Genomic DNA, 14463 nt, shown 5'->3' with positions numbered 1-14463 from the left:
GTCTCCAGAAACAAGGCCGCCCAGCAAGTGGCTGGGCGGTTGAGGGATAGGGATAGAGGGTTGCGCCTGCCGGCTACGGTCAGGCGTTGGCGTTGCCACGGATCTGCAGCCTAAAGCTGTCTTGCTGGCCGCTGGCCGGCCCCTGCAGGATCACGCGCGCCAGCCACATCGGGAAGCTCGCGCCGATGGTCGAGAAGCGGATCACGTTGCCATTCACCCAGCCGGCCCCGAATCCGCCCGCCTTGAGCGTCCAATAGGGTACGCCCTGATTCGGGTTGGTAGGCGACGTGTCCTCATTGATATTGCCCACGCCGATCTCGCCCACGGTGCGGCCGATGATGCGGAACGTGCTTGAGCCGGTGAAGATCAGCGCCCAATCCTCAGTGATGGCCCCGCGATTGGTAATGATGGGCGGGTAGGTGGTCACGTTGTACTCGGCCAGGGTGCCATCTGCGCCATCGTTGTCGTCTTTGCTCCAGTCTCGATCCCAGCTCGAGAGATCGAAGAAATCAGCCACGCGCGCTTGCAGATCGCCGGCCACCATCGCGGCGCTGACCAGCGTATCGCTCGCGGGGTAGTCGTGGCTCAAATTGCCCTTGAGCGTCAGCGCCCCCGATAGATCCACGTCACCCACTAGCAGCATGTCCTCGACGCGGTGCAGGGCGTACCAGGGTTCGGGGTGGGTGGCAGTGTCAGGCGCGGCGAGCTGCACGGTGCCGGCGTCGAGGTCTGCACTGTACTGGGTGGCTGGCACCTCCTCGCCGGTGGCGTCCTCCACCACCAGACTGGCCAGCCGCGAGCGGCCGACATCCAGCGTGGTGCCGCCACCGATCCCCAGCGGGAACGGGGCGCGGCCGGTGTGATGCACCACCACCACGCCGCCGGCGCGATAGATGGGCACGCGGCCATCGCTGGGCAGGCGCACGGGGTCGATGCCGATCAGCTCAGCCTCGAGCGGCAGCGTGGTCAGAATTACGGCATTGAAACGCGCGGTGCTCGGGATCACCTGGGTGGGCCGCCAGATCATGCCGGCATCATCCACCGCGGTGGCGTCATACCAGGATTCGGCGCGCTCGGCAGCGCTCAGGCTGTCATTGCTGACCAGCTTGCCGAAGGTCACGCGCACCACCCCCGTCTCGAAGCTGGCAGAGCCTGCCATCTCGTCACCCTCGATCTCGCCAGAGAGTGCCGCCTGGCCGGTGATCGAGCGGCCGTCGAGCGTCGTGGCCTGGATCAGCAGACCACCCACCTGCAGCGGCGAGCCTGGCGTGCGGAAATACGCCTCATCGAGCGTCCAGGTGCCGAAGGTGCTCACCAGCGTTTTGACGGTGATGGTGGCGCTGGTGCCGCTCGGCCAGTCGGTGATGCGGGCATCGCCGGTGCCATAGTCGATGGTCCCCGCGAGAACGCCGGCCCCGTTGCTGGTCACGCTGCGATAGAGACTGCCTTGGCGGTCGATGAACGTATCGCCTCGGAAGATGAACGACAGCGTGCCAGGCACGACACTATCTTGCAGCAGGGGCATCAGCTCGACATCCAGCGGGGCGAGATCCTGGGTGATGGTGTGGGTAGTCGGGGCGGCGCTGTCCAGCTGGCTGGTCAGCCAGACGCTCGAACCATTCTCGAAAACGTCGCGCTTTTCTTTGCTGCCCCACTCGCGGTGCGTGGCGTCGCCATCATCCCACTCGCTGACCTCGCGGACCTTCTCGACCTCGAAAGTCACCGCGCCGGTGGCGTAGTCGATGCTGCCCTCCCAGCCGCCACTAAAGCCACCCTGCCCATCATCGGTGATGGTGCAGGTGACATCGGCCTCGCCGCCATTCTGCTCGACAGTCTCCCAGGTGCCGGTGCGCGGGCTGCTACGCGACTCGCTCTCGCTGCTCGACCAGGTGCGCACCACCGACCAGGTGATGGCCACGCTACCAGGACGCACCGGCGCATCGCTGATGCTGAGGCTGACCAGGCCGGCCCCGTTGGCAGACGGCAGGAATTGCTCGGTTTTCGGTGCCCCATAGTCATATTCGATTTCGACCTGGGTGCTGGCATCTGGGAAGGCGTCGCCATTGAACTCGACATACGCCTCGCCAGGCTGGGGCGCGCCACTGCCGTCGGCATAGCCATAGACCACGCGGCCGGTGGCTGCGCCGCTGAGGCTCCCCAGGCCATCATCGGTGGCCGTCTTCTCGCTGCCGCCAGAGATCCAGCGCACGGTAACGCTGCCAGGCATCACGCCGGCGTGATCGAGCACGAACGTCATCCATGGCTTGTCGATGGTGGCCTGGCCGGCGCGGTCCTCATAGTGGGCTGGCGTTCCCCAGCTGAACAGCACCGAACTGCCGACATCCGGCAGGCCGCCCAGTGTCACGCTGACAGATCCGGTGGCGTAGTCCACGCGCCCCGCACCGCTGCCGCTGAGATCGCCATTGGCGTCATCGTCGCGCAGCTCATACCACTTGCCCAGCGAGCGATAAGCGATCACCACGCTGCCAGGTGCCGGCAGCGGGTCCAGGCGGCTGACATAGGTGAAGCCACGGTTATTCAGCTCGATAGCGATCTGGGTGGTGCTGGCAATCTGCGCCACCTCGAAGGTCGAGCCACCGCTGCTGACGCTGATGGTGGCCGTGCCGCCTACCTGCACATCGGTCACCGCCTGCTCGGTGGTGGTCGCCGGCACAAGCGGCGCATAGGTGCTGGCCACGGTGACGCTATTGGCCCCGAAGGTGGCCGGCTGGGTCAGAGTGCTGACGCCATAGTAACGGGCGGCATCGGTGCTCTGCCCTTCGCGGATCACGGTATCGGGGTCGAGGGTGCCAGGCTTGGGCTGCACGCCATAGACGCGCTGGCGCAGCGCAGTGGATAGCCCCAGCGTCAGCACGCGGCGCTCGAACGTCTGCACGTTGCTGCCGTTCTCATACTCAAACGTTCTGATCTCGTGGTCGATCTCTGAGATGCGCACATATTGGACCTCGCCGGCAGCATCGCCCTGCTCGGTCATCAGCGCCAGCACATCGCCCAGATCGGGCAGCGTGGCCTCTGGCATCTGGAAAGTGATGATGCTGCGCTGTCCGGCCAGCTGATCGCCCAGCAGCGTCATGCGCGAGGTCGCGCCGGCGGTCACATAGCTCTCGACATAATCGCGGGACTCGGCACGCTCATCAGATGGCGAGCCGGTATCGAACATCACCACGCTGACATTCGGATCAGCCGGCACCTGGTCAATGATCGCGTGCGCGCCGAAATATTGGGCGGTGTTGTCGGTCAGCACGCCGGCCCCGACCTTGCGCAGCGAGGTGCGCCCCGCCGCGCGATCAAGATCAGAGATGTCATCAAAGATGTCATTGCTCGCGCCATCGGTCACGGGGCGGCCAGTCAGCCGGCCACCGCCATCGGCGTTGTCGGTCATGCGCTCAGACTGCAGGATGCGGATGTCGCCGCTGTGAATCGTGTCGTCGGCCATGTGGCTGGCTCCAATAAAATATATTTTTGAGTGATATTAAGTTGTTAGCTCTCTTGCCAATTACTCAAATTCATCTATAACTCCTAAACTGATGTGAAATCACGTTGAATATTTGTTAAATACCCTTTCGTCTAGATGATCATCTTAAATTAAATTATTTTTGACTCTCATTGAAATAGTTCCGATATTGATGTGGTGAACTATCATGATTTAGCAAACAGTCGTACTTACTTAGGAGTTTACAGTGACGATAAAAATCAGAAGATCAGAATTACAAATCAATAAATATTCTTACCTTTGGAGTAGAGATAAAGGAGATGGAGAGTACGCTGGAAAGCTTGACAGAATAAAAATTGATAAAGACGAGGGCTATGAAGTGCTTTACTTCATACAGTCATTAATGAACAAACTAGGGCTAGAAGGAAAAGCTAATATTCATGAAATAGAAGATATATTGCATTCCCCCAGCCTCTCAGATGTCGATAGTCGTGAAGAGTTAGAAAAGCTCATTACTCCCGTAATTCAAGTTAAGTAATTTGCTATGAAGTGATCAGGCGCAGGGTGATGGTGTAGGGGTGATCCGGCCCCTGGCCGCCAGCGGCGAGGCGATAGACCTCGATGGCCGTGACCGCCTCACCACTGGCACGATCGAACACGCAATCGAATGTTTGCCCATCGCCCCAGATGAGCGTCATGGGCGTACCGTCTGGCCGCGGCGTGGCTGCGAGCTCAGTGAGGGCCAACGCGGTGGCGCGGGTTACCCATGCCCCGTTGCCGCTGGCGAGGGTGATGGGGCGCCCTGCCGCCTGCGCGGATTCCTCAATGATGAGTGCCCCGGTCAGCGTGGGCGTCTGCACCTGGCCGACGCTGTGGGACACCAGCTCATCGGTCCACTGGATGTCATCGGGCAGCACAATGCCCTCAAGGGTGATCGCCATGGAGTTCTCTCGATAGAAATGAAACGCCCGCCATCAGCGGCGGGCCGTCGTGCGTGAGGCTTGGGTCAATCGATCAAGGAAGGCATCGGCCTCGCTCTCATCCACCCCGTTCAGCGTGACCTGCTGGCCGGCGATGTTGAGATCCACCGCCACGCGCCGTTGAGCTTGCACCGACTGGGTGAGCTGGCTGGTACGGTTCTGGGCGTCACGATTGTTCTCGCGCTGGGTGACCTCGGCCTCCTGCACGTTGCGCTGACGCTCAGCCTCATCGGCCAAGGCCTGCTGCTTCTCCTGCTCGGACTGAGCGCGGATATCCTCAAGGCGAAGGTCGTGGGCGCGTTCCGCCAGACGCAGCGACTCCTGTGCTGCACTGATGGTCTGAGCATCGCCCAATGCCCGGGCGGCGTTGAGCGCCTCCTGAAGCTCGGTCTGTTGCTGCTGATAGCGCAGCGCCTCCACTTGGGAGCTATCGCCCTGGAGGCTGGCGAGCTCCGAGCGCAGACTGGCCAGGGTGTCACTCACGCTGTCTGACAGCGACTCGACCTGACTGCGCACCGACTGGATGGAGCTTTCGAGGCCGGAAAGGTCCGACTCATCAAGCAGGTCGAAGCGGCGTGAGAGGTCGTCCATATCCTGCGAGAGTGCGCTGGCTGGCGCCCGTCCTGCCTCGATCTGGTCGGTCAGCGATTCCACGGCGATCTTCTGCTCGAGGAAGGCGATCTCGGTCTGTCGTGACGTGGTGGCGAGGTCCGTCATCCAGGCTGTGAAGCCGGTGGAGTCGAGACGGGTGGCGAGGTTGTCGCGAAGATCACCGATCTCATGATCCAACTCGGCAATGCGGTCCTGCATGCCCTCGATGCCTTCGGCTTGGGTGTCGATCCCCCAGTCAGTCGCGAAGGCCTGATAGGCGGCGTCACTGAGCGATCGCATCTGCTCTTTCGTCTCGTGCAGGGCATTGCTCATCAGCTGGGCAATGGTCTGGGCACTGCGCGTGACAGAGGCCTCCACCGTCTTGGCCGTGTCGGCAGAGGCCTGCTGCGCCTTCTCTCCTGTACCCCAGGCTGCCTTGGCCGTGGCTTCCTGCGCCTCGATCCACTGCGCCTTGAGCGTGCGAGCCCCGGTCACGCCATCTTTAACCAGCCCATCGAGAACCGCGCCGAAGGCCTTGATGCCCTCGTCAGAGCTGATCTGCTCCTTGGCACCAACATAGGCACGGCTCAGCTCCTTGGCGGATAGCTCGCCGGTGGAGGCGATCTTGGTGAAGGCATCAATGGCCGAGCGTTCCGCCTCGGTGATACCGGTGCGAATCTCTTCCAGGGTGGTGCCCATGTCCTTGGCCAGACGAGCACCGGCAGACTTCCACTTGTTCGCGAGGGCATCCGCACCGGTCACACCGTCATTTACCAGCCCATCGACCTGATCCTTGAGGGCGGCGATGCCCTTGTCAGACTTGATCTTGTCCTGCGCCTTCTCGAAGGCCGTCGCCAGCTGCGCCGCGCTCAATTCACCACTGGCCGCCAGCGTGGCGAAGGCATCAAGGGCTTCCTGCTCGCTGTCCGCGATACCACTGGACAGCTCGCCCAGCGAGGTACCGAGAGAAGTGGCGGCGTTTTCCAGTGCCTTCTGGCGTTTGGCGGCCGCATCCGTTGCCTGCTTGGCAGCCTTCTCTTCCTCCTCAGCCTGCTTCTTGGCGGCAATGGCAGCGGCTTTTGATGCTGCAGCCTGCTTGCCGGAAGACTCGGCGGCCTTCTGTGCAGCTTTATCACTATTGTCAAAGGCGTTGAAGGCATCCTTTGCAGCGGCAGCGGCTTGCTGGGCATAGCGCACTGCATCCGCGTTCAGGTCATTGAGCGTGGCGCGCGCAGCTTCAGCCCGAGCTTTGGCCTGAGCCACCTGCGCCTCGGATGCCAGACCTACCATCTCCAACGCCCTGACTGAGGAGGCCGTAAGTTCAAGTATCCAGGTGGATGCCGCGGCAACGGCGGCCACTAGCCCCGCCACCACCGATTGCACCCCACGGAAGACGGCTGTCAGGGAGTTGCCGAGAAATTGCCCCGTGTCGATGATCGACTGCATGGCGCCGCTGATTTGATCACGGTTCTCGATGAAGCTGCGTGCCCATTCGCCACTAGTACGAATGACACTGCTGATGACCTCGTTCAGGTCATCCAGCAGGCCGGGGGTTTCTTCCAGCAGGTCATCAAACGACGAAGAAAGTTCGTTGACCGCAGGCGACAATTCACTCAACAAGCGGTTGCCAAGTTCTTGCAGCCTGCCTTGCAGACGCTCTATTGCATCATTGGTGGACTGCAGGTTGGCTATCTGCTCGGGGGACATGATCAGCCCCACCTCACTGGCCTCTTCCATCAGCGCCCGAAGCTCAGCGGCATTGTTGGCAAGCAGTGGTTGCAGACGCGTGGCATCGTCTGCCAGCGACTCCAGCAGATTGACCTGAGACGCCTGGGGCAAGTCCTTCATGGCATCGGCCAGGCGCAATATCATCTGATCGGGAGCCAGCTCGATCAGTTCCTCGGCCTCGATGCCCAAGGCTTCGAGGGCATCCTGCGCCTCACCGCCGCCGTTCTGGTAGGCGTCGCCGATCTTGTCGGCTGTGTCCTTGAAGATGTCGGCGGTCTTGTCAGCATCGATGCCCGCGCGTTGGAAGGCGTACTGGTAGGATTGAAGTGCGTCAGTAGAAATCCCGAGCGAGCGCGATGTGGTGTCCAGCTGCTGGGCCAGTTCGGCTTGCTGAACGGCATAACGTGTGGCCCACCCAACGGCAAGCGCGGCGCCCGCCGCCGCCGCCGCTGCAGCACCGGCTGCCCAGTTGCGCAATGAGGCGCCTGCTCTTCTGAAGAACCCCTCACTCTCTTCGGCAGCTTCGCCGGACTCCTGAGCGGCATTGGCCGCTTCCTGCAGGCTCTGCGTCAACGCAGCGACATCGGCGTCCAGCGCCTGGGCGGCCTGCGCCAGTTGCTCTTCCTCTGCTGCCAGGTCGCTGATATCGACACCAGTGTCCTGGGCTTGTTGCTGCAGCCGCGCAAGACGTTGCCGCTGCGCTTCATGGGCAGCAGTGGCTTTCTCCGCGGCAGCGCGGGCCTTGTTGAGCGCCTTTTCCTGCTTGGTCAGCTCACGCTCTACCGGCTTGAGACCCGCTGCCAGTTGCGAGGCACTCCCTTGAGCCGTCTGCCAATCTTCTTTCGCACCATCTGTCGCTTCACGCTGCTCCTGCAGGGCGTCACGCAGCTCACTCAAGCTGGTGGCTTGCGAGTCATAGCTGTCCTTGGCTTGATCGACCGCGCCTTGTGCGCGCATGAGTGCCTGGCGCTGCTCATCGGTCGCTTCGCCACTGCTGGCGATACCGGCCTCGAGGTCTTTGACCCGCTGGGCCGCATCACGCCACTCTTGCCTGGCGGCACTTGTCGCCGATTGAGCCCCCTTGTAGCTGGTTTGCAGCTGGGACAGGGTTTGCGACTGCTCGAGATGCGCCTGCTTGGCCAGTCGTGCGGCTTCCGCTGCCTGCGCCACCTCTTGGCGCTGTGACGTCGCGGCACTGGCGGCGGCGTCATAAGCGGTCTGCAGCGCATCTGCCTTGCTGACAGACTCCTGCATGGCAGCCCCGGCATCCTCCACGGAAGCCGAGACCTTCTTTATCTGGGTGACCAGCTTCTGTTGCTGGCCGATGGCCGACATCTGCTCGGAGAGGCGCTCAACCTCAGCAGAGGCCTCGCTGCTGTCCTGCCCGAGATTGTCCAGCTCATTCATCAGCTTGCCGATGTCTTGCAGCCCATCGACGGCGGCCTGAATGCGCAGCTGGATGTCACTCTGATTGGCCATCGTGTCTTGCTCCGGACATGAAAAAGCCCGCCAGGCGGCGGGCTAGGGTGTGCATCTCACAGCGACGGGCAATGGCTCAGACCTTGCCCGCCTTCTTCAGTCGATCCAGCTGGCGCACCTCGAGGGTGAGGGAGTCGCCGACGGCATACTCCTTGCCGCCGTGGCGGTGCGCCTTCTTGAGCTTGACGCTCACCGAGTCGGTGGGCTTTGCCTCATTGCCTGGCTTGTCAGCAGTGGTCTTGTCGGTCATGTCTCGCTCCCGTTAGCTGTACATGGTGGCGGTGTAGGCGGCGCCCTTGCCGGGCGGCACTACCAGCGAGCCGGACAGCTGACCGGTGATGAACTCGGTGCCCATCAGCTCGGTGGCTTGATCCGCTGACAGCACGGCACGGAAGATCTCGACCCGGGTACGTTTGCCGGTGGCGAGATTGATGCCATCCACAAGGATGTAACGCGGCTTGGAGATCTCGGTGTCACCCATCACGCGATAGCCGGTGACGGCCTCGGTGTCGTAATCCACGGTGACATCGCCTGCCGCTGAAGCGGTACGCGCCTTGATGAGGCCAGCACTCAGATTGATGTCACAGTCAGCGGTGACATCAGTGGTGTCCTTGGTTACCACGACACTGCCGACGGTCAGTCCGGAATGCGGCAGCGCGGCCCAGCCACCTTCCGTCAGGGTGAGCGCCTCACCTGTCACGCTGTCAGATTCGGCATCGGCAAGCTCTGCCGTGCCACCGAGCGTCTCCGCCAGCATGGAGGCAGGCATGGAATCGAACTGGATGGTGACACTGGCCGAGTCACTGGGCAGGTTGACGGCATCCAGTGCCTGTCCGTAGTTGTCCTTCTGGAAGGAAGGGCGAGAGATGCGGTTCACGCTGGTCGGCGTGATGCTCAGGGACGGCACGTTCATCGGGCCATTCAGAGCGCCGAACGTGCCGTCTGCATCCACCTCGGCCATGAAGATGTCGCCAGACATGATTAGGCCTGTGTCTTTGAAGTCAGCCATGAGTTACCTCGTGCGGGTGTAGGTGATGGTCACGGGCAGATAGATGGGAAGAATGCGGCTGCCCAGCTCCGCATCATCCAGTTCGGCATCACCGGTGGTGATAGTGACCGCCAGCCCATCGAGCAGCACCTGGCTGTCCGGATAGATGGCGTTGTAGAGGTCATTGAGCAGTGCATCCTGCCCAACACGCTTGGCCGTCTTGAGATCGAGATAGGCCTCGATCTGCAGGCTGAGGGATTCCTTGCGGGTACCGCGCCCGGCACGGGCGTCCACGCTGCTAGCCAGACGCCGGACGTGTAGCAGCGGCAGCGGTGTCTCCGAACGCAGGTTGATCTGGATAGCTTCAGATTCGATATGCGCGATGTCCGTGGCATAGCCATTGGTAGTCGAGATGGCCGCCAGTTGTGCAACGAAGGCATCGATCACGCGGGTGATGGGATTCATGTGGCTCTCTCTTTGGCCAGGCGGGCGAGGAAGCGTTGCTGGAGGTCGAAGGCGATGCGGGTGCGCAGTTCGCCATTCACCTGATGATTCCAGTGATTCTTGAGGGTCCAGCCACTGGCTCGCCTCAAACGCTGTTGGCTGCCCTTGCGATAGCGCACCAGCGGCGTCTTGCCCCGCCCCTTGGGATTGACGAAGCCGTAGACACGCATCCGCTGGCCGCCCTTGCGAATCCAGATACTGGCGCGGGTGCCGGTGCTGTCTTCCATCTCGGTGCTGTACTGCCAGGACTTGAAGGGCACCGGCGAGCGGCTGAGCGTCAGGCTGGCGCTTGGCTGGTCCTTGTTGGCTTTCTCTACGGTGATACGAGAACGGACAGCCGTTTTCCTGACCTGACCATCGGCGCTGATGTCATCGATGAGCTGACTGCGCGTCGCTGAGGCCTGCTCATTCAGGGCAGTCGTCATTGCACGTCGCGTTGCTGCAGGTAACGCCTTGAAGGCCTTGAGGCTTTCTGACAGACCATCGATCGTTACCCCATTGGGCAGCCGCGAGTTTCTGCCGCGCTTGCGAGGCATGGGGCCTCCTGTCAGCGAGGGATGGTGAACAACTGCACGCTGATGCCGTCATCGCTGCCTTCCACGATGCCTTCGATCTCGAGCGCCAGGCCGGCGATGTGGATCATGTCGCCGGGCTCCGGCCATGGCCAGCGCAGCTCCGGTTGCAGCACCTCGACCACGTTGCGGGCCTCATTGGCCTGGCCGATGAAGACGTTCTGTCGGTGCAGCCATGCCTGAATGGGATAGGCCTCACCACTCAGCGACTCATACTCGGCAGACACGCCCTGCAGGCGACGCGCGGCAATCTCGACCATGCTGCGTGCCGGGTCGATGGATTCGATGATGAACAGCACCCCATCGCGGCGGCGGATGATCTGGCCTGCCGCCAACTCAGCGCGGGGTCGCATGCGCACCAGCGTGGAGGATGGAGCGCGGATACCCGACTGCTCTTCTCGCCCGGCGCTCTTGGGCTCCACGAATTCGGCCCAGACCTCACGCAAGGTGGGCCAGCTGGGCGGGTGTCCGGTGCGGCTACCCAGCAGGGTGACGCGATGGCGAAGCTGTCCGGCACGCATAGTCACCTCATGCGAAGTGGTAATGGGTGTAGTGATCGACCAGGGCACCCACGGCCATGGGTACCTCTGAGGTGATGGTGCCGATGACCACGGCTTCGCGGGTCTCGTACCAGTGACCGATCAGCAGCAGCATCGCGGTGGTGATGTCGTCATCGATGACCAGCGCGTGCTCATCCCCTTCTGCCGGAATGGCGTCGTGGGTTTCATACAGCGTGCGCCCCGTGCGTCCTTCAATGACGCGACGGGCCGCATTGGAATAGGTCTCGAGGAGCTGATCGTCCTCGGAGAAGTCCGGCTCCAGCCGGACGTGTAGCTTGATGATGTCCAGCTCGAGCATCGGCATGCCTCATGGAGTCGGTCCCAACAGGCAAGGGCCGCGCGATGGCGGCCCTTGTGTCAGGTGGTGGATGAAGATCAGGCCGCCTTGCCGGTCAACGCCTTGATGGCGGCGGTGTCCTGCAGCACGCAATCGAAGCGGTGGAAGGCGAGGAAGGCCGTCTGGTCGAACTCGGCATAGCGCTCGACCAAGCGCTTGAGCGTCATGTAGTTGATGCGACGAATCACGAACTGCTGGAAGTCACCGGCGAACATGAATTTCTTGCTCGCGGCCATGTCCTCGAAGCCCTGGTCAATGAAGTAGGACTGACCGAGCACCGTGGACGGTGCCAGGCCCGCGACGGCCGGCAGCCACAGCGGGCGACCCTGGCCATCTTCCATCTCGGTGATCTTCTGCAGGGTGTTGTCGTTGAAGCCCAGACGGAAGTTCGCAGCGCGACGGTAGGCCGGATCAATGCTGTGGATCAGCTTGGTGATGTCCTTCCAGTTCAGGCTGGCCGCAGCGGCCGCCGCCACGGTGCCAGTGACCGAGGTGGCAAGACCCTTGGGCTGCTGGGGTGTGCCGGCACCGGTTCCGCTCACCAGGTACTTGGCTTCGGCGCGACCGATACGGGAGCCGATGCGCGAGGCCAGGAAGCCCTCGATGTCGAAGGCCGAGTCCTGCAGCAGCTCGTTGGAGACACGGATGACCTTGGAGCTCAGCTTCTTGGCGCCGAGGTTCTGGATGCCGAACTCGACATCCTTTTCACTGGCGGCGGTATTCTCGCCCAGCAGCTCGCCCTCTTCCCCAGTACCGTCAGACACCGGCCATTCGATGTTGGCGCCATCGGAGGTACTCAGGATCTGGGCGACAGAGGCCAGTCCGCCGTAATCCTGCATGGACTCATGGATGCGGTTGAGCATGGTGGTCGGCACGGTGTAGCCGCCCTTGTCATCCACGCCCGCTGCCTGAGCCCGCATCTCACGCATGACCGCGCGCTGCTCTTTGCTCATGTTGCCCATGCCTTCACGCACGAAGGCATCGAAGGCCGCGGCACGCTGCTCGTCCACACTCGGGCCCTGGGACTGCCCAGCTTCCGGCGTCTGAGACTGGCCGCGCAGCTCCTCTTCGTTGTCACGCACGAAGCGCTGATCCGCATCGCGCAGCGCTTCTTCGCGATCGATCTTGTCCTGCAGGCCATCCAGCTCGCTCTTCATGGACTGCCACTGGCTGCGCTGATCATCCTTCCATTCGGTGTCGCCGGCATCTTCATGCATCTTGCGCATGTCCTTGGCGACGGCCGCGTACTTCTGCTTCAGTTCAGAGAGTTTCATGTAGCCTCCACGGGCTCAGGCATTGATGAGTTCAAGGAAGCGCTCGCGGGCGCGGCGCTGATTGACGGCACGCTGCGTGATCTCTCGGAGTTCATCGCAACGGGCTTGGAGCGACCGCTTGGCGGCGCCCGCATCGGGGTAAGCCGGATAGGTCACGGGGGACACATCCAGCAGGCGGCTGAATCGGTGGATGGTGCGCACGATGACGCCGTGCTCGTCCTCGCCCCACTCGTCACCATCGGGGGCGACACGGAAGGCGAAGCTGGAGCCGGTGATGTCACCTCGTGCCAGCGGCGCCATGACCAGATCACGCACCGACTGGGTATCGGGTGGGTCGATCTCATAGCGCAGGCCTTCTTCATCCACGGACAGCGACAGCGTGTTGCTGAGGGTGCGGCCGAGCACGAAGTTGGGGTCATGGTTGAACAGGGCGCGCACGTCATCGCCCAGCACGTTGTCGAACGCACCGGGGGCTATCTGCTCCTTGAACATGCCCATGATCATCTCGCTGCGCTTGTTGAAGACGGCGCCGTGACCAATGATCCGCAACGGCTGCCCTTCTTCGCCCGCTTCGGCGCGGACCTCGCACGTCAGTGCGCGCTTTTCTGTCTCACTCATGATGTGGAGTCCTCGGGCGAGGGTGACTGGCCCAGCTGACTGGCTGGGGTGGCGTTGACGCTGATCAGCATTTCGCTGAGGCCATCGCGTGGGTTCATGTCTTCCAGGGCGCGGACTTCGTTGCGGTCCATCCAGCCATCGGTGATGGCCTTGTGATAGAACTCGGCACGCTCGGTGGGGGTGCCGCGCAGCAGCCCGGCGAGGTTGAACTTGGCGTAGTAGCCAGCCCGTCGCTCGGTGGGTGTGAAGATGGCGCGGTTGATCTCCTGCTCCCAGTTGATGACCCAGGGCATCATCGTGTGCCGCACGAACTGGATGGCCTGCTCGGAGATGTTCGAGAAGGTGGCCTTGTCCAGGTCGTTGATCATGTGCGCGGGCACATTGAAGATGCCGGCCACCTCGGAGCGATTGAGCTTGCGCGTCTCGAGGAACTGAGCGTCCTCCGGCGCGATGGTGATCGACTTGTAATCCAGCTGTGCGGGGAGCATCAGCGTCTTGTTCTCGGACTGGCGAAGACTGGCCACGGCCTTGGCCCAGGTCTCCTTGAGGCGATTCCAGCTATCGGCGTTCAAGCTGTCCTTGACGGTGACAAGCCCGGTCGGGCGCCCGCCTCCCTCGAAGAAATCCTTGCCGTAGCGCTGAGCCGCCAGCCCGAGGCCAATGGTCTCGGCGTGCTGGCGCACCACGCTGACGCCGGTGCGATCGTGCGAGCCGAGTGCACGAACGTGAATCATGTCCTCGGTCGCGACGGCGCGTGAGCCATCGTCATCGGTGACGGCATATAGCCAGCGGTTGCCGCGCTTCACCGGGCTGCAGTTCCATGGGCAATGGCGTTGCAGGGAGACGGCATTGCCCCGCGCATCCCGAACCACCTCGGTGTAGCCATTGCCCCAGCCGAGCACGTGGGACTGGGCCGTCTCGCGCCACTTGTAGCTGGTCTGCCAGTCGTTGGGCTCGTCGTGCAGCAGCTGATACGCGGGGTGGTCCGTGGCGGCTGTGATGACGCCGTTCTGCTTGCGCATGACGTGCAGCGGCAATTGCGCCAGCGAGGATGACAGCACGTAGATGCAGGCGTAGACCGCACCAAGCGTCATAGCACTCTGCTGGTTGACCGTGATGCTGGAGTCGCCATGCAGGTAGTCCGTCAGTGTCTGACCGGTGAGCGGTGTTGCCGGGTTCTCGACCGAGCGGGTGGAGAACAGTTGATCGAGAATCATGAGGCCCCCTTGCGCATGGCGCGTGCGCCGAGCAGTGCCAACACCAGTAGCAGGCTGCCACTGGCCATCAGCGCGTCCGCGAGGCCGAATCGCAGGTACAGGCCGCCCGTCAGGCTGGCGAAGCCGGCCAGCCCGAGGGTGTCGAACAGTAGGTTTCGCAT

Annotated in this window: 14 protein-coding genes; 1 reads left to right on the top strand and 13 read right to left on the bottom strand. The window is 62.5% G+C overall.

All coding sequences use genetic code 11. The features are described 5' to 3' along the window. Positions 1 to 79 precede the first annotated feature (79 nt). Positions 80 to 3457 (bottom strand): hypothetical protein, encoded by a 3378-nt coding sequence (locus R2R70_RS02770; RefSeq protein WP_410977208.1) that lies wholly within the window; start codon positions 3455 to 3457, stop codon positions 80 to 82. Positions 3458 to 3701: 244 nt separating this feature from the next. On the opposite strand from R2R70_RS02770, the gene R2R70_RS02765 reads away from it, so the two are divergent. Continuing rightward, positions 3702 to 3992 carry a hypothetical protein gene (locus tag R2R70_RS02765; RefSeq protein ID WP_410977207.1) on the top strand — a complete coding sequence of 97 codons (291 nt, stop codon included), beginning with the start codon at positions 3702 to 3704 and terminating at the stop codon, positions 3990 to 3992. A gap of 4 nt (positions 3993 to 3996) precedes the next feature. On the opposite strand, the gene R2R70_RS02760 is transcribed toward R2R70_RS02765, so the two are convergent. From R2R70_RS02760 to R2R70_RS02705, 12 genes are all read right to left on the bottom strand, one after another. Then, a complete protein-coding gene (locus tag R2R70_RS02760; RefSeq protein WP_410977206.1) occupies positions 3997 to 4395 on the bottom strand; it encodes a hypothetical protein in 399 nt (132 codons plus the stop codon). A gap of 33 nt (positions 4396 to 4428) precedes the next feature. Beyond that, positions 4429 to 8232, bottom strand: a complete 3804-nt coding sequence (locus tag R2R70_RS02755) for a hypothetical protein (protein ID WP_410977205.1) — start codon at positions 8230 to 8232, stop codon at positions 4429 to 4431. A 76-nt stretch (positions 8233 to 8308) separates the two neighbouring features. Next, positions 8309 to 8482, bottom strand: coding sequence for a hypothetical protein (locus R2R70_RS02750; RefSeq protein WP_410977204.1), 174 nt, complete (start codon positions 8480 to 8482; stop codon positions 8309 to 8311). Between the two features lie 12 nt (positions 8483 to 8494). Next, entirely contained in the window at positions 8495 to 9211 is a 717-nt protein-coding gene (locus R2R70_RS02745) for a hypothetical protein (protein WP_410977203.1), read from the bottom strand. 33 nt (positions 9212 to 9244) lie between these two features. Then, entirely contained in the window at positions 9245 to 9685 is a 441-nt protein-coding gene (locus tag R2R70_RS02740; protein WP_410977202.1) for a hypothetical protein, read from the bottom strand. Beyond that, positions 9682 to 10260 carry a phage tail protein gene (locus tag R2R70_RS02735; protein WP_410977201.1) on the bottom strand — a complete coding sequence of 193 codons (579 nt, stop codon included), beginning with the start codon at positions 10258 to 10260 and terminating at the stop codon, positions 9682 to 9684. Before R2R70_RS02735 ends, R2R70_RS02740 begins: the two co-directional genes overlap by 4 nt. A gap of 11 nt (positions 10261 to 10271) precedes the next feature. Then, positions 10272 to 10817 carry a head-tail adaptor protein gene (locus R2R70_RS02730; RefSeq protein ID WP_410977200.1) on the bottom strand — a complete coding sequence of 182 codons (546 nt, stop codon included), beginning with the start codon at positions 10815 to 10817 and terminating at the stop codon, positions 10272 to 10274. A 7-nt stretch (positions 10818 to 10824) separates the two neighbouring features. Next, a complete protein-coding gene (locus R2R70_RS02725; RefSeq protein ID WP_054557054.1) occupies positions 10825 to 11154 on the bottom strand; it encodes a head-tail connector protein in 330 nt (109 codons plus the stop codon). A 77-nt stretch (positions 11155 to 11231) separates the two neighbouring features. Then, a complete protein-coding gene (locus tag R2R70_RS02720) occupies positions 11232 to 12467 on the bottom strand; it encodes a phage major capsid protein (protein ID WP_286989352.1) in 1236 nt (411 codons plus the stop codon). A gap of 15 nt (positions 12468 to 12482) precedes the next feature. Continuing rightward, positions 12483 to 13085, bottom strand: coding sequence for an HK97 family phage prohead protease (locus tag R2R70_RS02715; RefSeq protein ID WP_084208182.1), 603 nt, complete (start codon positions 13083 to 13085; stop codon positions 12483 to 12485). Next, on the bottom strand, positions 13082 to 14302 hold the full coding sequence (locus tag R2R70_RS02710; protein ID WP_410977199.1) for a phage portal protein: 1221 nt from the start codon (positions 14300 to 14302) through the stop codon (positions 13082 to 13084). Before R2R70_RS02710 ends, R2R70_RS02715 begins: the two co-directional genes overlap by 4 nt. Further along, positions 14299 to 14463, bottom strand: a complete 165-nt coding sequence (locus R2R70_RS02705; RefSeq protein WP_165873905.1) for a hypothetical protein — start codon at positions 14461 to 14463, stop codon at positions 14299 to 14301. Before R2R70_RS02705 ends, R2R70_RS02710 begins: the two co-directional genes overlap by 4 nt.

This window comes from Cobetia sp. SIMBA_158 (assembly GCF_046566945.1).
GTDB classification, from domain to species: Bacteria; Pseudomonadota; Gammaproteobacteria; order Pseudomonadales; family Halomonadaceae; genus Cobetia; species Cobetia amphilecti.
Note: the sequence above shows the minus strand (reverse complement) of the source record. Positions and strands in the feature narration are given on the sequence as shown.